Source organism: Pseudomonas sp. NA-150 (assembly GCF_044336365.1).
Lineage (GTDB): Bacteria > Pseudomonadota > Gammaproteobacteria > Pseudomonadales > Pseudomonadaceae > Aquipseudomonas.
In genome coordinates this window covers 3,418,567-3,438,901 of record NZ_CP172305.1, presented here as the reverse complement: position 1 = coordinate 3,438,901, position 20,335 = coordinate 3,418,567, and the positions used below count along the sequence as shown (strand labels likewise).

Genomic DNA, 20,335 nt, shown 5'->3' with positions numbered 1-20,335 from the left:
CCCTTGCTAAATCCATTGCCGTGCCTGACTCTTGGATGGACTATCGGTCATTGCGACGCGGCTCGATACTGACAACTTTCGATACCTCTATAACTTTTAGTTAATCCTGATGACCCCCTCACTGAATTCCATCATTTCTCGTTTGCACGTAAAACAGCTCCGCTTGCTGATCGCCCTGGACGAGCACGGCTCGTTGCTCGGCGCGGCCAAGCAGGTCGCACTCACTCAGCCTGGCGCGAGCAAGGCGCTGCACGAAATCGAAACCACCTTCGGTACGCCGTTGTTCATGCGCACTAACCGCGGGTTAGAGCCCAATGACGTGGGGCGCGTGGTGATCCGCTACGCACGGCTGATACAGACGGATCTTGCGCACCTGCGCGAAGAGATCATCGGCATCATGCGTGGCCAGGGTGGACGCGTGTCGGTGGGCACCATCATGGGTGCCGTCCCGCTGCTGACGTCAGCGATCAGCAGTGTGATTGCGGACAATCCCGAGATGTCAGTGGAAGTGGTTGAGGATACGAGCGCATCGCTACTGAGCCAGCTCGACGCAGGGAGGCTCGACATGGCGATCTGTCGCACAACGATCAGTCCAACCCCCTACCTGTATGAGAGCGTGGCATTCGTTGACGAGACCCTGGCGGTGATCGCTAGCACCAAGCATCCCTTCGCCTACGCCGGGCGACTGACCTTGAAAGACCTCGTCGATTATCGTTGGGTCGTCTATCGCGCCAACATGCCGATGCGTTTGCTGCTTGAGCGTGAATTCCTTGAGGCCGGCCTGCGCTTTCCCCTGCACCTACTGGAGACGACTTCAGCCTTCGCGACCTTGTCGTTGCTGCAGAAGAATCCGACCTTCGTGGCGCTGGTGTCGACCGACGTGGCGAACTTCTGTGCCGGGTACAGCTTCACCACGACCTTGCCGCTGGCCATCAACTCCCGAAGCGAACCTTATGAGCTGGTATCACGAAAGGGTGTACCCGATTCACCTGCCGCCAAGTTATTGCGCCAGGCGCTGGTCAACCCCCCATCGAATCAGAGTTGACTGCTGACATTATGGTTGCTTGGATTCTTGGAGGGATTGAGATCGTTAGTGTTGCTACTTCTTCTCGGAAGCATTTACCTGCGTAGTTCAGGTGTCGATGGCAAACCTGAACACGAGCCTGACAGTCAGAGACGAGGAGGGCTATGATGCCGGCGAAAACTGACATGTATAGCCTGGCCGGCCGTTGCACCGATGATTTGGCGTGAGGAGTTATTTATCTATGACGCAAAAACGTTGAACACTTTTGATGCTGAGTTGGAAGCAAAGAAAACCGCCCGAAAGAAAGGATATAAGTATTTCGAAGTCTCGTCCGTCAAGAGGGTGGAGTAGGCCGCCGCGATGACTAGATCACCGACCCAAACGGTTTAACATAACTCAACTAAATACCTCTTTAGTTGAGTTAAATAAAGTCTGAACCTATTTGATAGGTATTCCAATATTAGAGGGTGTTTTAATTGTCGGAACACTCATGGAGATATGTCTGCCTAGCATGGACAATAGCGGGTGTGTAGCGAATCAATTAAGCAATCAAGCCTCAGGCGTTGATTTCGCGGCCGTAATCGCGAATCTCCTGGCCGTGGCCGCGATTGGGTTGAGTCCCATGCAACGGGGTAAGATCTTGGGTAGGACCTGCATCAGGTGCTTGCGATTAAACGTTATGCCAAGACTGAGCAGGATTTGAAAACAACTCGCGACACCAAGCGCTTCCCGAAACTTCGATCCGAGCGACGGCCAGCACCTTGGGCAGCAAGTGGTGACAGTACGTGAAATCTGGGTATCAAGCCCCTAACAACGCACTTAGATTTCACGCAGCGACGTAGAGTGATCAGCTTCATGAAGTGCGCAACGTTAGTAAAGCCTTGAACGAATGGCAGACGGCCAAAATTACGTTACGCATCAGGCAGATCGCTAGACCAGATAGGTGTGCTGATGGTGCCCGCGGAGCCCTGACTGGTCCCCTTGATAGAGAACCAATGGTTCGCATAATGTATATTATGTTAAATAGTATATATCCATGCCAGTCCTTGCTCCTGTTGTCACCTGTAACTGAAAACCGGACTTTGCCACGAATTACCAGAATCCTTTGAAATCAACGACATCCCCTCCGACCCACTTCGCCTTTCGGCTTCCCAGCCAGGATTGTCATCGATTCTTCAGATTTGAAAACCAGAGTCCCCATCATGGTCTGAATCCTTCCTCGATACCTCAGCACTGTTCCAAGAAGACACCCACCTCATATCGACGCACCTTGGTCTGAGACATGAAGGTGACCTTTGCTGTCGTCGTCCCGACAGTCTACGCTTAAGTTTTAAAAACCGGCCGGCCGTCCGGCGCATTTGCCTTCTGCGATTCGATCTTTGCGACGCACTGCATCTCAGTCAACGGCACGTGTCCAAGTTGGCTTGCAAACAAACCAGCCGACAACCACATTGCCCCGATCCATGAAGCGGCTCTGATCAGACCCAAGGCTCAAGGCTCATCTCGTAGATCCTCGGTTGCGGTCAGGTCAGCCAAGTTCAATACGGTTTACAGATAAAAAGGACTCATCATCCATGCTTGAGCTCCCTGTTCCTTTTCCTCTGTTCCCACCCCTGGGGCTGCTCAAAGATCACGCCGAGGCTGAGGCGCCGCTAAATCGAGAAGTCCGTCAGCGTTTGGAGGAATTCCCCGAGCACCTGAATGCCATGGAAACCTGGCGTACGGGCATTCTGTTTCTCATGGAACAGACTCGCCGCCCAGAATTCCAGGAACGTCATTATAAGGTGCTATGCCCGATCATTGAGTCGATGATGCATTGGAGCTGGTTAACCCGGGACAAGACCCTCTACGACTGGGAAAGCAGTGATGGCAGAGCCTTCATGCATTTCATCATGCGCCCACCGTTTTATTGGGTAACGTCCCCAGGCTGCAGCCGATACTCGAGAAAGGCCCGCCTTAATTTCGAGGACAAGCCCCTTGATCCAGACTGGCGCCCGATCATCAGAAAAACACTGGCGGACGACGATCCTGGCCTTAGCTCAAAACACCACCGGGACTGGTTCATATCCCGCGGGCGTGATTACTTTACGTTTACCGGGGCTTTCACGAGCACCGGCAGCCTCGGAATTTCTAGCGCGACGGCTCACGCCTTTTCGACACAGGAGAACCCGTTTCGGGACATATCGAGAGGAGACTTTCAGGCTCGCACACAGACGTCTCGGGCAGTTTTTACCTCTGAACAGCTCCGCGAGTTGTTAGCGATTGGCGAATCGCTGACGAACTACAGCGCAAAATGGGAGCGGGTTCTATTCGTCTTTGCCGCGGCAATCCACTCAGACATTCCGATGCGCGCTCTTGCCGCGACGCAGACCATCAAGCCCGTATTTTCGTATTTCAAAGCTAAAACGACTCAAGCGTCCGCGAGCACCCTCACCCAACCCACGACCAATTTTGCGAACCTTTACCTGGCCTCACAGAAAATGCTCGCCTCAGGCCCAGGTCAATTTGAGACCCCGTTATATCCAGGGCGCCGGTGCGTGCTCGCAACTGAATTCCAGCGTTATTTCCGGCGGTATGCCCAATATCGACACCTGTGCGACCCGTCGTTGAACCCCAATAGCTTCCTCATCCCTCTGGGGAACGGTGCAGATACCTATGGATACGGCAGTCTGATTGAAGTGTTCAACGAGTTCACTGCGGCCATTTTGCAGAAGCTGCGAGCAAAGATAGGATGGGTGAGAATGCATTGGATCGAGACGGGTAAACTTGCCCCGTCTGCGTCGCTCACGTTTCTTGAGCTGAGACATTCGGCTAAGCGCGCCGGCTTGATTCCGAAAGCAATCGTTGCCCGAGATGGTGGTTCGGACGCAAATACCTGGCCGGACATCGGCGTGCGCCAGAGCATGTCGACCCGGCAGTGGTTTCAGTCGCACTGAGAGCGTAATTCGCGTTGGTCAACTGTGCATTTGGGTACGTGAAATTACGCTTTCGTGGGCTGATGAAAAAACACGGCCCAGCTGACCACGCTATTTGCCCTGTCGAACCTGTGGATGGCTCTAAAACGACTGAAGTGCCCGATGCATCGGGCTTCACTTGAAAAAATGGCGGGCAGTCTGGCTTCCTGGCTGTAAAAGCTGACGTCCGCAGCAAGCAGGGCTGCGAAGCACGGATCGGCTTGGATAAAGGCAAGGCTTTGATTGTCGAGCCACTGCCGACGACCCCCTTCATAAGCCAGCAACCAGTTGTTCCCTTTGAGCGCCTCCACCGTTACGGGCAGTCCAACCAAGGTCGTAAGATCCAGCATGCCGTCCACGAGGCCCGAATGCAGAAGATCCAGTGCGATGAGCGAGCATGCGGAGCTTTCCATCTGGAGCACCTGTAGAATCAGTTTCGAGTCGAGGTGAATACTGAGTTCCTTGCACAGCCACAGCAGCCAGGCGGTCTCACTGTGGTGATTCGCAGTAGCAGCTGATCCCAGCAGATTTCGACTGAAATCGCCCAGTGCTTTCGTATTCAATGGATATTGATAGCCATGGTAGGTCGCGAAGATCTGAGTGATGACCTGCAGAGTGTTCGGAAATCCATACCCGCATTTGAGAAGGTACGCCTCGGCGATCGCCCAGTTAGATTTCTTGATAATGGTCGATGACAACTGCTTCAAGCCGTATTTGACCAAACTCTCGTCTTTGAATCTGGACTCCAACGAGAACAGCATCTCGAAATAATGGTGGATGTCGTCCTTCTGTTGACGCTTCTTCGCTGAGACGGTCAGTTTCTTCAAGCTGTATTTCCAGGACTCCTGGACGATCTCTCGTACCTCAACAATTTTCGTCTTGGAGGCATTGATCTGCAGCTCGTAAGCACTGACGCACTTGATGATGACGGCCAGTGCCCTCTCGGCTTCCTCACGTGTGTTGAAGAAGAAAGTGAAATCGTCGACGTAGCGAAAGCCTTTCGGCGATGTACCCAATTCAGCGCGAATGGCTTCGTCAATCGATACCCCGATCATTTCCGCGATGATGTGAGAGGTGTCGGGGCCGATAGACAAGCCGATGGTTTGCCCATCCTGCGTCGCCATGCAGCGGTGATCCAGAATGTTTCCGTAAAACTGGTCGGATTTCCCCCTGTTTACCTTTGCGACGGCTTTAGTGTGCAATGCCCACGGAATGGTATGCGTGTACACCGTGGGGAAATAGCTCGATATATCAGTGACCAGTGCGTAGCGTGCCCCTGCTGATTGGCACCCGCGCTCTTCATACAGATCGCTGAATTTCGTCAATTCGATCGCTCTGAGGCTGCCCTTCGTTCCGGGAATACTGCGGGATATCTCGCTTTTGCCGAAATGCTCCTGGATCGTGGGCCAGTGCTGACATATATCCTTGGCCAATCCATAAAAAATTGACAGGGTTGAGGATCGAAGTGGTGCGCCTGCTATAGGACGATCTTGCGACCGAAAACCTCTCTGCCTGTGACACTCTGGGACTTTTCTTAGCCAGCGCTTCATCCCAAACAGCCTTGCGCTGCTCGATGCTGTCGGCCAGTCGCTTCGTACCGAATCCAATCGGGAGCTGGATCGGGAAATATCCTTTAGAAAGCAGGTCGCGTAACTGCATAACGTTCCTTTACCCTCGAATTGAGGGTAATTTGCTCTTGGCGCAGGCGAACCCTCAACCTCAACCGCCTATGCAACTGTCTCCCTACCCGGGGCATGTACACTCGGTGTGCTTACAGCCGCCAGACGCCGCGTTGCGTTGCGTTGCGTCAAGTATGGGCTTTTCCGGAAGGCAATTTCGGATTATCAATGTTTGTATATGTCCAAAAATTCTTTAAGGCGGTGCCCGAAATGGGTTAAAAATGATTTTTGATATTATGCCTATGTAGCTTTTCAGAGCCATTTTGCCGATTCCGTGCCGGTGCTTTAAACGATGAGTGGTTTACGAGTGAGTTGTGCACCGGCAGACTTGCAAGTCTTTTTCTGTTTACCGAGACCATCTCCTGGTCACCTGCCTTAAGCTGGTGATGGAAAAGTTGCGGTGCCCGTGCAAACAACGATGGCCATTGAGGAGTTTCTGTGACGTATTTTGAGCTACGTAGTGGGTAATCTTGTGCGTGCCCCCTCGGGGGCGGCTGTGCCCCGGCTCTTCGCGTGGGGCCTTGGCCCTTCGGGCTTCTATCCTCACGCCTGCGCGCTCCGCTTGCCGACTACAGTTCAACGCGTTTGATGTGCCAAGTACTGACCATGAGGGGGATTTCTGATTTGCCATCACCGGTGTTTAGCAATACGAATGCGCAGACAGGCTTCCTTGATTGTTATGGCCATACTCTCAAATCTAATCTAGATAAGGTTTGCTAGCCTGTATAACTTAGAAACTAAGAACGTCAACCCGATAGACCTTGCCTCATAGAATATTTAGTTGTTACGCTACACTCAATCAGGCGCGGGTCTTAAAGCTGAATTACGACGCGTGTCAAAATTTAGACCAGCCTCAACCAAGAATAATAAAAACAAGGCGATCAAAATGGATACCAACCCGATACAACTAATGCAGTACTCAATCCACGACACTCTCTTTGTCTCATCCCGTAATACCAGTGATAAAGCTGACTCCTCGTTCGAATGTGAACTCCAGAATATCGGCCGGGTGCTTTGCCGCATCGATGCCTATGCTAAATGGCACTCCCCAAGGACACTGACGCCTACAACGTACGCGCTCGCTGCGCTAAGAGAGGACATTGCCCTCAAAAAACGCGTACTGCAAAAGCTTGCAAATACATACGATTGGGATCAGCGCTTCCGGATCGCATGGGCAGCGCTAAGCACTCAACAGCGACGAAATGCGCTCAGCCTGAATTTTGGTAAGTTCATGAACTACTGGCCAAGGTCGTTACCCAATTTCATACACGTTGAACGATAGGCGATAAACGCACCTGCAGCGGTGTCGGTCTCTGATCAACGCTAATACCCTGTTGTAGGCCGTTATCTGGATACGTGGTCTACGAAGGTGTTGCGTCACCTACGATAGAAGCTTTTGGATAAGCCGGTCAGCTATACCACATCAGTGCACCTCTCTTGAATGACTGCGAGCCCCATTAACTATCGCTTGGTGGTTTGCAGAATGTTGTTGCGCCCTCCTTTGCTCCGTAGGCATTCTAAATAAAACAACAATAAAAAGGGTATGCCTCATGTCCGAGTTGAAATTCGAAATCTGTGAAGCACAATCACCCAACTGCACTGTCGTGAACGTCACGCACAGCATTGAGAAACGAGACAGTACAGAGTTGAGCCGATTTCAATTCATTGGGTATCTGCTTCGCAGGGCAGATGCTGTTTTTGCTGACAACTTATACTATACGCCTAGTATCATGCTGAGTTTCGGTGCTGAGCTGGATCAGCTCGGTTATGATTCGTACGCGCCTATCCATCTGCTCTCAGCTGCCAGCTTTAAAATTCGTATGTACGCTGCGTGGTGCATTATTGGTAGCGTTGAGCGAGGCGCTGCTATTCAGCTTGATTACAATGATGTTCACAACTACTGGCCAAGCACCGAATTCTGCGAGCCTGGCTGGGACGACGAGGTCAAGCGCTGGGTCTCAACTCCGTCGTCTTACCAGCCATCAGTCGAACTCAAAATAGCGGCTGCAGTAGGGCAGCCGCCCCGGTCGTTGATAATGTTCGCGGCATAAGAGTCCAGCGCTTGGATGGATTCAGGTTCCAGTGGGCCATTCAGGCGCATTGATCAATCCTGGAGCTAGTTCTGAAGTACCCCTTGGAGTCGAACAATCCGTATAAATCCCGAACTCATCTCAGCCTTCACCCTCAGATGAATAGGTAAGAGGAGCCGCTGGAGGCCGAGGATGCAGAACCTCAAGAATGCCACGTTTAACGTCAACGGTATCTCAAAGATGTGCTGACGCGACTGTCGACGCAGTGTGCCGGTGAGATCAATCAATTCATCAGTCGATGCCCGCCTAAGCCCCGCAAGGTGACTTGGGTGGACGCTTACAGATCATCTTGGAAAACGTCTTCAATACGTATTGGATCCGCCCCGCTTTCACGTACCAGCGTCTCAGACCACAAAATACTCGTCTCGTAAAAAGCCTCACAGACAATATCCCCGTTTTTCTCTAGCCAGTGCTGGGCCTCCGGTAGCACTTGCTTAGACATCGGATGCTTTGCAAACGGGTTATGGAAGACCTCCATCTCGGCTGACCACGGCTCGTACTGCTGAGGCCAAAGATCGCGGTATTCCTGGCTGTTCACATTGAGACAAAATTGCACCCCTTTAAGTACACCCGGATCACGATCAAACATCTCGCCACAGCGAGTTCGAGAAAAGCCACCGTCCTCTCTTGTCATTGAGGCCATGACACGGCTGAATTTAGCAATGCTGCACGCGTTGTTGAAAATAACCGCGGAGAGACCTTCGCTTTGTGACGAGCAAAAAAGCCCGGCAGGAATGCTCTGCTCACTGAGCAAATTCTCCACCCTCACTCCGACGGCCGTCGGCACGCCGTCTACGATTTGCTCGGTCGCGTAGTGACCGTAAAGATAGGTCATGAGGGCTCCCCTACTCCATCGCATTGAGCCTTGGGCATGAAAATCTGCAATGGCAATGGCGAAGGGTTGATCGTTGACATGATCTAGCTTGTCGTAATGGCGATCAGTTTTACTTTTGATGGTTTTGGCGAAGCGAACAGCCGCAGCGCCGAGACAGCGCTCCATTGGATCGGATGGAATCGATGCTAATGGAGCGCCCACATGTTCGTAGCGTTCATCGTCTGGGGGATTAGCTGTAACCGCTTCGATCCAAGCACCTATCCCACTTCGCCTTTGAATGTGAAAGTCGGGAGAGGGATGATCTTGCGATACAAAGCAGCCCTGCTCCCGAAAGCTTGCCAGTAGCAAAAGCTCCCACATCCGCGCGTGGAGATTTTCACCCTGAAATTGCTGCGTGAAGTTCTTGTCGGGTTTGGGAAGTGAAAGATAGAGATGCCCAAGTACCCAAGCAGCTTTATTCCGGGAAGGTGTCGCTAGCAACTGGAACAGCTTCGATGAACTGTGTGAAGCACCGGCAACCAGACTTGGCCGTGGAGACACCCCTTTGGGCATGGGTTCTCGGGGTTCGCCCTCGTTCAACCTGAGTCGCACTTGTTCTCTTGCATCAGAGAAGCTAGAGAATCCTGATTTCTTATAGGTCACAATCCATACCAGATCAACCCTACGACGCACGACCATGGCCGCATAGGTGTCCGCGGTGGGTGCATGTAACACTATCCCCCATGAGGCGCCGTCCTCAGTCACCCAACCCTCTTCAGTGGATCTTCCCTGGTAAGGGTAGTGGCCAACGAAACTATGACCCCACGGCAACGCTAGTGCGTAGAGGTCAAAGATTGCATCAGGCAGTGCCTTCATCTATCGATTACCAAAAGGGAAGCTGTTACGTGGAGGCTTTAGCCCATGCTCGAAATTCAGAAATTACAGGCTGGGTGGGAAAATAGAGTCTGTGCCCTCCACCGCCAAAGGCCTTTGTAACCAAACGCACTACGAGCAGCAACAACTCTATACGCGGTTGATGTACCTGGTGCCCATCAAGAAGGCACTCGCTGGTTTATGCGCCTCATATGTGATGAATTTGCCATCCGCTGGCGCTAAGCGACTCTAAACTACGTTCCCGACTCTGTGCCGGGCCAAGAGAACTGTTGCGGATGGCGAGACACAACAGGTGCGTAGGCCGTGTCATGGCAACGTACATTTCCATCAGCCGCTTTCGTTTTGCATCGTTATCGCAACGGGCACCGTTCTGGTTACGGCCTTGCAACCAGGGCATTAACGCCTGAAAAAAATGAGTACGATTGAAGGTTTCCAGTATGAGGGTCGCTGCATGAGTTTCTCCCTTTGCAATATGGATTGACCCGAGCTTGATGTCGACATGGGCCCCCTGGTGCTGGTACCGATAGTGGTTCAGCTTAGGCGCGGCCAGCCCCTCCTCTACGTACTGAGTTTCATCCGGCGGCGCTGTCCAGGCTAGGAACGCATTTGTGTCTGCTGCCTGTTGGTTCCCTCCTCCGATCACGGCGGCAATGTGTCTGATCCCCGCAGCAGAGGCTGTCCACGTGTTTTCGTCTTCAACGTCAGCCGAGAACAGCACCCGAGTAATCAATGCCCGATAGGCCGTTCGAGCCACAAGGTTTCCTTCAAGGATTTCTTCCAGATGCTGGTGCAGTCGCACCCTGCCTCTAAAGGGCACTGGAGGCGATAATAGGTTGGCCATCTGTGCCAAACCGGCAGCGATTAGCTCGATACCTCGCTTTGCTGTTGCCCCAATCGTTGCCTGTCTCCGGGCCGCATAGAAATATCCCAGCAAGGTATCTGGACGGTGGTTCACATTGTTGGCTGTCGGAACGTAGTCCTGCCAAAAGTGTGAAACTGTTTTGGGGTGGTGCGCTGCTCTCATCTGCGCCGGATCAATAGTTTTGTGAACCGCGCCCAACGCTGTGATCGGTGAAGTCGCGATTAGCTGCGGTGGTAAATGTTGAAGGACTAGCTGCCCGTACGCATCAAGTACGCCTGCGGTGTCATCGTCAGGAAATATAAAGATCGTATGTGGAATTTGCGCTTCGCCAGGGTTTATCTGGCGCGAGCCTACCAAGCCAACGGGAACAATGGCGGTGAAAGCAAAGCCGTTCGCAAGCGCCGCGATCGATGAGTCAAACCGAAAGCTGTCAGCGATCCCCTCACACCGTGCCAAGTCAGGAAAGCTATCGGTAGCCAACTCTGCTTCTTGTTCAAAAATCGCCTGGTTCGGATCGCCTACACGCATCACGCAGATGTCGGGATTATCTCTTGAGAAAATTGCACTCAGCATTGCGCTTTGCAATTCGGAGGTGTCCTGCATTTCGTCAATCAACACACACGGGAAACGATGCTGAAGTGTCTGCGAGACGCCGGGATGCTGGGCGAGGAGCTCCTTCCCGAGTACGAAAATCTCGTCGTAGCAAAAGTAACCAAGCTTGGCGGCTTGCCCTAAGGCATACGAAGCCTCCTGGTGCATCAGGGTGTGCACACCACTAGGAAAGTCCGAACCGGCGAGAGGCGTGTCAAAGTCGGCATGGGTGATTCGCAATGACTCCATGGAGATATGATGTCTCTCAAGAAAACCAGCCAATATAGCGTGCCTTCTACCGCCTAGAGCCCGCTTCCTGGCGCTGAAGGTGAGCTCGTTATCGATTGCGGTGAGGATATACCCCGATGAGGCCAACCACGGTTTCGCTAAAAACTTGCTTACAAAACCGTGGATCGTATCGATGAAATGCGGGTACCGAAGGAGCCGCTGTCCCACATCGGTGTTGCCAAGGCGGTGCTCGATCTCCTCACGGGCCACGTTGGTGTGGGACAGAATGCATAGCCCCTGAGTTGTGCTCTTCCACTTCCGGGCAAGGATCGCGAGTTTGGCAACCACCAGTGTAGTCTTACCGCTTCCCGGGCATGCTGAGATGTCCAGTGTTTCCATCGACCCCAGAAAATTCCGGCGTGACTCATCGAGCGGCCGCAACTTCATCAGGTTGCAGACCCAGTCAATATCGTCGTCATGAATGGGATCAACCATTTCATGGAACGGCCTCATAGTGGCGCCTCGTCTTCAACAACCGTATCGAGCATGGGCGTCGTGGCGTGGTTGATCGCGCTGACGATGTAAGGTGGCAACACAGCGATGAGCTGTTCAGGTGTCATCGCGCCAAGCTCGAACACCGTTTCTAAGTATTCAGCCAGGTATTGTGCGGCAATAGCCTTAGAAGCCCTTTTGCTTTTGAACATTTCATAGATGTGAGAGCAGAGTTCTTCCCTCGATTGAGAGACGTTCTCAAGCCCCTGAAACTCGGCGTGTGCTGCGGCCAGCACAACTTCCCGGTTGTTTCGCTGCTCATTGAGCGGGTCGTCGTTGGCAGCAAGTGTCGCAGCGGAATAGACCTCATATGCCAGACCGAAATAAGCAAGGTCGTACTCGAGCGTCCAGCGATCGGCAACAAATGTCGAAACATTTTGACCATCGCCCTCTGCAAGCCGAGTTCGCCGATCAGCCAGTCCAGCAACCTGATCTTCAGGGGTTGCTCCAAAATCTCTTAGTGCTTTCCAGCGGCGCCGAGGGCTTCTCCATTTCGCGTCATTTCCATCGACCACCAGACCTAAAATTTCTGGAGCGCAATCAGGCATCACATCCATATCCGTAACGCAGGCTGCAGGGATTTTAAGTGCCCCATTCTCCAGATTCGCACGTTGCAGTATTCGAGCATAACGGCGCAAACCCGTACCGCCAACGTTCACAACAGAGACCCCGTGCTGTGTAAGATCCCGCCCCATCAAGGACGCGATGGTGGGTAGCAGAATTGCCTCCCCATCCCCCTCAACGATGAGCAATCCTCGTGAGAAGAATAAATTTGCCTTCGTAACGTCGAGAAAGCGGTCAAGGAATCGATAGTCTCCAGTGCTGAGTTGAGTCTCGCCCTCAGTCAGCGAATAAGCACGCTGACGATGCATCAGTACCAGGTTTTTCAGGGGTATTTTGGAGCTTAAGTTTGGGCTGTGAGTGGAGAGAATGACCTGGACAGCGCGCTGTTCTGCACCTGCCGGAGGCCTGACGGCTGTCTCTAAAAATTGCATCAATCGAAGTTGGCGTTGTGGATGCAGGTGAGCTTCCGGTTCCTCAATCAGTAGCAAAGGGAGTCCTTCAGGTTCCTTACCCAGTAAAAGTAGCTCACATGCCATGAAGAGCAGGTTGTTTGAGCCCAGGCCATAGTTGCCACGCGCATTTCCCGTGGTACCCTCCAGCAATCCTAGCTCTAGCCGCTCGAGGATCTGCCTCAGTTTTGCTGCCTCGGTCGTGCCCTCTGAAAAATTGATTTGTCCGTGCAACTGCTCGCCAGAAAGGGAAAGTGGCTCGAGATATTGATCATTGATGGCTGTTTGAGCGCGGCTGATGCCAGGATGCCTGTCTACCAGGTGTCTGAGGTAATCTGACAGCCCCGCAAGGTTTAGCGCTGAGGCTTGCTCCAAGGTGGCCGGCAGATCTTCGGCATCGAAAACGTTGCCTAGGGCAATGTCGGGAAAGCTATTGAGTATCTGGGATAGCCGAGATCCCCTGCCCGGTGACATCTCCCGCTCTGCATCTCTTAGAGGACGCAGATAGGCTGTTGCGAGTAGCTGACGGGCATTTGAGTCTAAGGTGGGGCCACTTCCATCCCTACCGGTACGTACGCTTATATCCACCCAGCGCCGAGCTGCCGCTGACTCACTGATACGCCGTGCCGTCCAATAAACGTAAAGGGAAATATCGGCCTCTTCATAGGTCAGATATTCCGCGAAAGCGCCCCGCTCAAGCTGTGACAGCTTGGAGAACTTGCAGACCAGGGTGATCTCGCCCTTCTGTCTATGATCAGAGGTGATATGAAAGTCTTCAGGCTGCAGGCGCATGAAATCGGCATCACGGGTTTGTAGCACATGGCGAATGGCATCGATTACGGCCGTCTTGCCGGCATCGTTTTCCCCTACCAGAGCGGTCACACCTTCGTGAAACCGAATGGTAAATGTTGGAGGGGTATCTCCAAACTGCCGAAAGTTCTTGATAGACAGGGCAGACAGATACATCTAGCACTCCTTGCTGACGTAGGATTGGCGCCATCACCAAGCGGCGTATAGCGCCAGATGACACTCATACTTTATGGGTAAAGGTGAAAGCGTGCGAGGTAGTCTAGTATTGGCTGAATCTTGATTAGCCCAAAGCCTCTAAGGCTTTTCAATTGTTTTCGGCTATCCGCCAAGGATGCTTTTGTGCTGCCGGCGGACGCGGGTATACAACCAATTGACCTGATCCTTGGGCTTTTCGTTTTCAGCCTTGGCCAGCATGTCCTCCAAGCGTAGAAGCAGTACTGTGTAGATCTCAATCGCTTTGCTTGTAGGTATCGACATGAAGGTACCATCGGGCAAAGACTCCTTCTTAAGGTAGTCAGACTTCACATACTGAAGGGCGTATGGATCGACGAAAGTACCATGCTCGTCGTTGCCTAGCATTCCCTCGAGAAGCTGAAGGTTTGTGAGATCCGGGACGCCTTTATCAAGAATTATCCGGGGATATCGCCCCTTGGACTCGAGGTCATGAGCAGCATTCAGTGCTGGCCCAAATACGATATCTTGTTCATGGTGTATTTCACCAACCGTCACCCCGGCTCGTAGCAAAAATCCCGACAATGCTGCGCCTAAAAATACGCTAGAAAGCCCGTAGATAACATTCGCGAGAGTTGCCTGGTCAAATGGAACGCTGATCACGCAGCAGTCCGAGAATGACGTGATTCGTGCCTCTCCCGATGCAGCGGCTTGCAGAATATTTGAGCTCTTCAGCAGTCGTGGTAGTAAGGCCAGATGCCCCTCCTTCGCTGGGTCACTGCCCGCTGCCCACACGTGGGATTTCCAGCCCATGACGTCAAAAAATATGACGAGCTTTTTGCTGTAGGTAATAGGGCTAGCGATATCTAAAATGTCCAATGTAGGTATTCCTTGCACTGCTCATGGAGCTTGCTGTTTTGAAGCTATCGACCTGTACGGATGCTCGGCGCATTCGCCAGCGTACCAGGGCAGTCATCGTAAGCAGTCTTCGTTTCGATGACAAAGCAAAGCGGCTGATTCGGCGGCTTCAGATCGCTGCCCACCGTCAGCGCCCATGGCATTTTTTGTATTTCTGCCCCGACGAACACGGACACAGATCGTTACGACCAATATCCAATGACTTGTACTGTTCACGCTCAGCGCTGAGACCAGCCAACATCCTGACCCCCATCATTTGGAAGTGCTTCTGGAAAGTGTCGTCGACCACCAAATTAAGATATGCGGCAGCTCTCTTGATGCCCTGCTCTGCGGCTTCTGTCAGCAATAGGCGCGCCCGTGTCTTATCCTGATCGACCAGTTCTCCATCGTTAAGTACAACGCCGAGCTGGAACTTACAATCAGCATCATCTCGTGATACGCCCTGCTCTAGAATTCCCACAGCCCGCTCAGGCGAGTAGCAGGGAGACTCTGTCGCGCTGTAGAGAAAATAGAGACCGAGGTAGGCTTTCGATTGCTCTGACGTTGCGGCGAAGGTCAGCATTTGTTCGGCTTGGCCAAACTCACCGATCTGCCGCAGATGGTCTCCGCAGTAGACGCTCGCTTGTGGATGTTTACGAGTGGCGGCCTCTTTGAGCGCGGCCGTTGCAAGGCGCTCAATGTCGGTGGCTGGTTCTACGGTGTACGCCAGACTCCCGAAACGAAACAGCGCCTCTGTATCTGCACGTTGTAGCCACAAGGCCTCCGATCCACCATGCGTGTGTATGTACGCCAAGGACAATACGTCCAACCGCGCACTGATTTCACACGCGCACCGGTACATCTCAACAGCCATGGTTTTGAGCAATGTCGCGTGTATGGCACTAATACGGGTGGAAATTAGACCTCCACGGCCGCAAGCGCTCAGCCATTCTGCTTCGAGGACGAGCCCGGCTTGCATCTTTGCTTCGAAGGAATCTTCACTCGCAATGGCCTTCCCTACCGCCTGACCAGGTACAAGGTCTGGTACCTCTGCGGGGATGATAATCAGCTTCGGGGTTTTACCGAACAGCATGCTGTGAAATTCGCAGAGCACCGATGTGAAGAGCTTACGGGCCCTCCTCGCTTGATCTACATCACCGGACTGTGGTGAGACTTTGTCATTCTCATCCTTCGCAGTAAGCTCCTGAGGAGACGCATGTACGGCTTGGTTTCCCCACAAGCGAATGCTGTGGCAATCACTTTTGGTTGCATGGCTTAACAGCTGGCATTCATGCAGATGGTTGATACGCCAACAAAGGTCTTGATCACCAAAAGGAAGGTGTAGCTTGTCGCCCACCAGCGTAACCATTAGCTCGAGTAACTTACGAAACGTGGTCAACGCGTAGTCTGGGTAAATCGTCATAACTTCGAGCGAGGTGCGGTAGGTGTCACGGTTTTCCGCAGAAATCTGCGCCATCACTTCAAGGTCGGTGATGTGCTTTATTACATCCATGTCAAACTCCTTGGCAGCATGCGAGCAGCACTGGGCTGCTGCTTAATCAGTGGTCAGCAGCGGTATTAGTGCAGGGTTTCAAGCGGGTCAAAAGTACCGTTCTCGTGTTGCCGATGAGCATTTACGTAGACACCACCCATGGTAATCACCCACTCGTACTCCTCTACCCAAGCCCTATCCTCAACAGTAGGCGTATGGATCGCTACCCCGTCAGATAGACCTCGATCCTGATTACAGAACAGTAAGCCGGTCACGTCGATTCGCTGCTGCCGAGCACACAGCAAATACCCTGTGATTCCCTCTGGAGACACATCTGATCGCGCCCGCTCAATGGCTTTCGGAATTTTATAGATCTGCAACGGGCCCACTGCGTCAACCATCGAATTATTGTCCATTAACAGCGGTAAGCCGTACCCCCTGGTCGAGTAGTTCAGCTAGCACAGCATCACGCAATCGATCGGAATCGCGGTCCAGCCTCACCAGAGCTACAGCAGCCTTCGCTGCAATCCTTCTGGCTTGAACACGTTGAACGGTTGAGATCTTCTTTAGGCCTCCCCGGCCATGAATAAAAGCGCTTCTGTGTTCGAACAGGTCTTCATAGACAGTTGCTGCACCTGGATCATCCAAGGCCGCGGCCAGCCGTAGTGCGACCCTTTCCGTAGGCCCCTTCTCTACATGATTTCCACGCTCTCTGCGTCTGTAGTCGCCCTGAAGCCCCAGAGCCGCCTCCACGACGGTGAGGTGAGCTATGAACTCATCGATACCGTTCGATAAGAATGCCCGCACCAGGAAATGAATGACCGGCGTGTCGAACAAACTGGTGCTGAACGCGCTTTGGAACTCCGACCAGTACTCTTGGTTTCGGCCCAACAATAGCCGATTCGCCTCATCTGTCAGCCTCAACTCCACGGGGCATTCAGTCTCTTCGACCTCCCCAAATTCGTCGTGGAGAAATTTAGGTTCCCAAGAGAGAGAGTCCGGGCTACGTGGCAAAGAAGGCGCCACGAACAAGTCATCATCAAGTTGGTATATCCACGGTACCCGAAACCCCCGCCAGTCCACCTCGGTCATGGTTGACCAGTCTTCCCAAGGAGCCAAGAGCAAGAAGAAAAGAGCATTCTCGACCGCGGGTGGAAAACGGCTTTTATGAGGGTCGATTTCGCCTAAATCACGATTCATCATCATTGAGAAACTCGGGATCGAGCGGCCCTCTGCGCTGTCCGCCACTGGGACGTTTTCCTCCACCACCAGCCAGTAAAATTGTGAGAACCGGCTTGAGTCGAACGAAAGCTTAGGGTAGTACCTCGCGAGCCGTGGCTTATCGAACAGTTCATCCAACTGCGCGGCATTGAAGCGACTGACTTTCGCGTCACCAAAACTTAACGTCGGAATATCTTCGGCCAGATCAAGTGGGCATATGTACCTACGTCGCGTGGTGGTTCGGGTGAACGCCGCGTCCAGCAGCATGTAGGCTTGAGTCGGATTGATGGAGGTGGTTGGAGTGCCTTCTGAGGACAGACAAGGGAGCCCCAGAGATTTGAGCGCGTGATCCAGCGCGAATGTAACGCCAAAGGTGACCTTGCCCTGCTCGTACCTATCAGCGCAGGCTGTTTTCAACCGATCGAATTCAGCAGTTTTCCATAGTCCGCCCACAGGCTTCGTGCCTAGGGCCCAAATGGCGCTCACAGCTTCACGGACTCGAGTTTCCACATCCATGTCCAAATCGTTGTCCTCGTCTGTGTCAGGCTTCGACTCTACAGCTTGGCTTTCAAGTTGTTAGCTCACGAGCAACCACGGGGCCAATGCCGCACCGGAGCTCGGTCTGTACATGATAGTCAGTTGGAATCTTAACTCAACCGGAGATCGCTCTTGTCACGCGTACTGCAACCCTTGGCTCTGGTCGGCTTGTTCTAAAAACCTCGACCGCAGTAGACGCGGCGTGGGATGAAATGCGAGGTGATGAGCAAAAGCTACACCACCAGCACTCACCGCGAGTCGACGGTATGTCGAGTAGCACACACAAGAGCGGTGCCAAACTCAGGCAATAAGGCCGGGATGTGAGCGTTACACTGGACGGAGTACAAATGTACTCTTATATCGATCCGCCCGCTTTCAGTGAGGTCTTTCAGCACTGTCGCGGTTGAATACTGGTAAGCACCGTTCAAACTACGGCCAGCGTACTAAATCAAGTTCCTTAAGTCGTAACGCCATGGCCGAAGCGGATACCCCGAACTGTTCTGCAAGCGGGACAATGCGCAGGTTGTTGAAACGCTGACACCGCGCCAGCGCAAGCTCCCGTTCCAGGGAGTCTGCAGGGGCATACAACAAGCCTTCGATATTATTCGGATCAACGTGATACGCGACCGTATCGTCAAAGTGAAGCCGGTCTGCACAGAAGAACTGGCGCCTGAAACGATCAGCAACGAGCTTGGCAGGCATCAAGAAGCAAGCTGCAAAGAAATCTGCCTCGCGCTCTTCTCGGTTTCGCGACCCGCTGACCGGGCGGCCATCTAACGCCCGATCCCTATGCATTACCTCGCCTCTATGCAGGACAAGGTGTCCGATCTCATGGGCGCCAGTGAACAGTTTTACCGTGGGCGAGAATTCTTGGGAAATGGCGATGCGGCTCGCCTGCCGATCAATCAGCCCCGCTATTTTCGGGCCGGAACCGCTTTGGATGAACTTGGGATCACCTAGATTCGGGAGCTCTAAGAACTCAAAGCCGTAGGCTAGAGCTGCCTTCCTTGGATCTCGTGCCTGAAGCGGAGTGATTTCTCGATCTCCCCACAGGTGATATCGGTCGCGCCAAAGCATGCGTAGGAGCTCGGAAGCTTCTTTTTCAACATTTGTCATGTCCATGAAAACCACCGCATGTAGTGCCTATAATTTAATATAGGCCCAATATGTAGCTTTTCAAGCCTGCATACAGAAATCGCTTCGGTGAGGGTGACAGGAGCGCAGCGGCTAGTTTATGTGGTTCGAGTCAGTCGCTATGAGGTCGGGTTGATTTCGGCTTTTCAGCTGAGCTCGGCTGGCGAGCGGAGTGAACGCTGGCGGGAATTTGCCATTCGCCAGCATCAGGGTTAGTCGCCGATGAGCCCACTGCAGTGCGGAGCCGTCTTGATCAGGATCTTTCAGTCTGGACGCAGCTATGTTCATGATCACTTCCTCGGTGTCCTTGAATGTTTCGTCCGTGGAGTCTCAGAGGCAGGGGTGGCTGTTGTACTTCCACCGTTTTCAACGGGCTCAACCTCAATAGCTTGATCTCGTCGGAGCTGCTCATTTTCTGACTGGGCAGAGACGAGTTGCAGCCTTAACTCCAATTCACGCTCATTGCTCAGGGCTGCGGCCTCATTAAAAGCCCTGGCGTCCAGCCGAAGCGTACTGATCTGCTCCTGAAGTTGCTCTGTAACGCCAGCAAATTTCGCCTCTGCCAACTTCAAGCTCTGGATCTCTTCAGTCAGGGTCTGAATGCGCTTCTCATGGACATGGAGCGTTTTGACCTGCTGCCGTGACTCGCCCAGCAAGCGTTCGTTATCACGATTCAGTCGGGTTAAATCATCTTGTTTGAGCACCAAGGTTTCTTGCAGCTTGCGCTGCTCTACATGGGCCTGATGAAGCTGGGTTTCATGTCGACGCTGATCTTGATCGCGCTGCTCTTTTACTGACTCGCGGTAGTGTTCCAAGGCGCCACGTGCGTGCACATGCTTTTCTTCCAGCGACTGGATCTGCTTGTCCCTATCGCCCACCTGGGCTTCCAGGTCGCTGCAACGTTGGCTGAGGCCGGCATTACGTGTCAGTTCTGACTGGAGCGAGGATAGGTTTGTTTGGAGCTCGGCCGTCTGCACCTCAATTGCGGCTTGCTGTGCGTCCAACTGCCGCCGAGCCGAGGTCAATTCAGACTGCAAATTAGCAACCTGAGCCTCGAACCCTGAGCGCTGCAAATCAAACGCTGCACCAGCTTGCGCAATTGACTCGTCACCCTCCTCCATAAGTCGATCCAGAAGGCTTTCAACCATTGCTGCAAGCTCTTCACTCATGCGCTCGCGGGACGATAGCGGTCGCGGATCAAAGGACTCGATCTCCTTCAAATACCGAGAAATTGTCGTTTTCGACCCAGTGTTCCCCAGTTCCACGCGTACGGCATCGATGCTTGGGTGGAGACCCTTCGCGAGCAGTGCCTGCCGAGCTTTCTGCACTACCGCCTTGTTAATGCCGCCACGGGCCATGAGAACTCCTACGA

12 protein-coding genes and 1 pseudogene are annotated in these 20,335 nt (G+C 53.0%); 3 read left to right on the top strand and 10 right to left on the bottom strand.

Features of this window, described 5'->3' with window-relative positions:
- Positions 1-109 precede the first annotated feature (109 nt).
- Both ACF0H7_RS16190 and ACF0H7_RS16185 read left to right on the top strand, forming a co-directional pair.
- A complete protein-coding gene (locus ACF0H7_RS16190) occupies positions 110-1,045 on the top strand; it encodes a LysR family transcriptional regulator (RefSeq protein ID WP_397453734.1) in 936 nt (311 codons plus the stop codon).
- Between the two features lie 1,553 nt (positions 1,046-2,598).
- A complete protein-coding gene (locus tag ACF0H7_RS16185) occupies positions 2,599-3,960 on the top strand; it encodes a hypothetical protein (RefSeq protein ID WP_397453733.1) in 1,362 nt (453 codons plus the stop codon).
- A 926-nt stretch (positions 3,961-4,886) separates the two neighbouring features.
- Here the strand turns inward: ACF0H7_RS16185 and ACF0H7_RS16180 are convergent.
- A pseudogene (locus tag ACF0H7_RS16180) lies at positions 4,887-5,303 on the bottom strand (RNA-directed DNA polymerase); the annotation flags it as partial.
- Positions 5,278-5,637, bottom strand: a complete 360-nt coding sequence (locus ACF0H7_RS16175) for a hypothetical protein (protein ID WP_397453732.1) — start codon at positions 5,635-5,637, stop codon at positions 5,278-5,280. The gene ACF0H7_RS16175 and the pseudogene ACF0H7_RS16180, both read right to left, overlap by 26 nt.
- 1,570 nt (positions 5,638-7,207) lie before the next feature.
- Between ACF0H7_RS16175 and ACF0H7_RS16170 the strand changes: the two genes are divergently transcribed.
- The gene (locus ACF0H7_RS16170) at positions 7,208-7,708 is read left to right on the top strand and encodes a hypothetical protein (RefSeq protein WP_397453731.1); all 501 of its coding nucleotides are present in this window, start codon (positions 7,208-7,210) and stop codon (positions 7,706-7,708) included.
- Positions 7,709-8,024: 316 nt separating this feature from the next.
- Here ACF0H7_RS16170 and ACF0H7_RS16165 read toward each other — a convergent pair whose 3' ends face one another.
- From ACF0H7_RS16165 to ACF0H7_RS16130, 8 genes are all read right to left on the bottom strand, one after another.
- Positions 8,025-9,326: a hypothetical protein gene (locus ACF0H7_RS16165; protein ID WP_397453729.1), complete on the bottom strand. Its 1,302-nt coding sequence runs from the start codon at positions 9,324-9,326 to the stop codon at positions 8,025-8,027.
- A gap of 316 nt (positions 9,327-9,642) precedes the next feature.
- Positions 9,643-11,631, bottom strand: a complete 1,989-nt coding sequence (locus tag ACF0H7_RS16160; protein ID WP_397453727.1) for a UvrD-helicase domain-containing protein — start codon at positions 11,629-11,631, stop codon at positions 9,643-9,645.
- A 14-nt stretch (positions 11,632-11,645) separates the two neighbouring features.
- The gene (locus tag ACF0H7_RS16155) at positions 11,646-13,667 is read right to left on the bottom strand and encodes an ATP-dependent nuclease (protein ID WP_397453725.1); all 2,022 of its coding nucleotides are present in this window, start codon (positions 13,665-13,667) and stop codon (positions 11,646-11,648) included.
- A 162-nt stretch (positions 13,668-13,829) separates the two neighbouring features.
- Positions 13,830-14,561 carry a hypothetical protein gene (locus ACF0H7_RS16150; protein WP_397453723.1) on the bottom strand — a complete coding sequence of 244 codons (732 nt, stop codon included), beginning with the start codon at positions 14,559-14,561 and terminating at the stop codon, positions 13,830-13,832.
- Between the two features lie 166 nt (positions 14,562-14,727).
- The gene (locus ACF0H7_RS16145; RefSeq protein WP_397453721.1) at positions 14,728-16,092 is read right to left on the bottom strand and encodes an SEC-C metal-binding domain-containing protein; all 1,365 of its coding nucleotides are present in this window, start codon (positions 16,090-16,092) and stop codon (positions 14,728-14,730) included.
- A 384-nt stretch (positions 16,093-16,476) separates the two neighbouring features.
- A complete protein-coding gene (locus ACF0H7_RS16140) occupies positions 16,477-17,808 on the bottom strand; it encodes a hypothetical protein (RefSeq protein ID WP_397453719.1) in 1,332 nt (443 codons plus the stop codon).
- A gap of 450 nt (positions 17,809-18,258) precedes the next feature.
- A complete protein-coding gene (locus ACF0H7_RS16135) occupies positions 18,259-18,951 on the bottom strand; it encodes an ImmA/IrrE family metallo-endopeptidase (RefSeq protein WP_397453717.1) in 693 nt (230 codons plus the stop codon).
- Positions 18,952-19,253: 302 nt separating this feature from the next.
- A complete protein-coding gene (locus ACF0H7_RS16130) occupies positions 19,254-20,321 on the bottom strand; it encodes a DNA-binding protein (RefSeq protein ID WP_397453715.1) in 1,068 nt (355 codons plus the stop codon).
- Positions 20,322-20,335 lie beyond the last annotated feature (14 nt).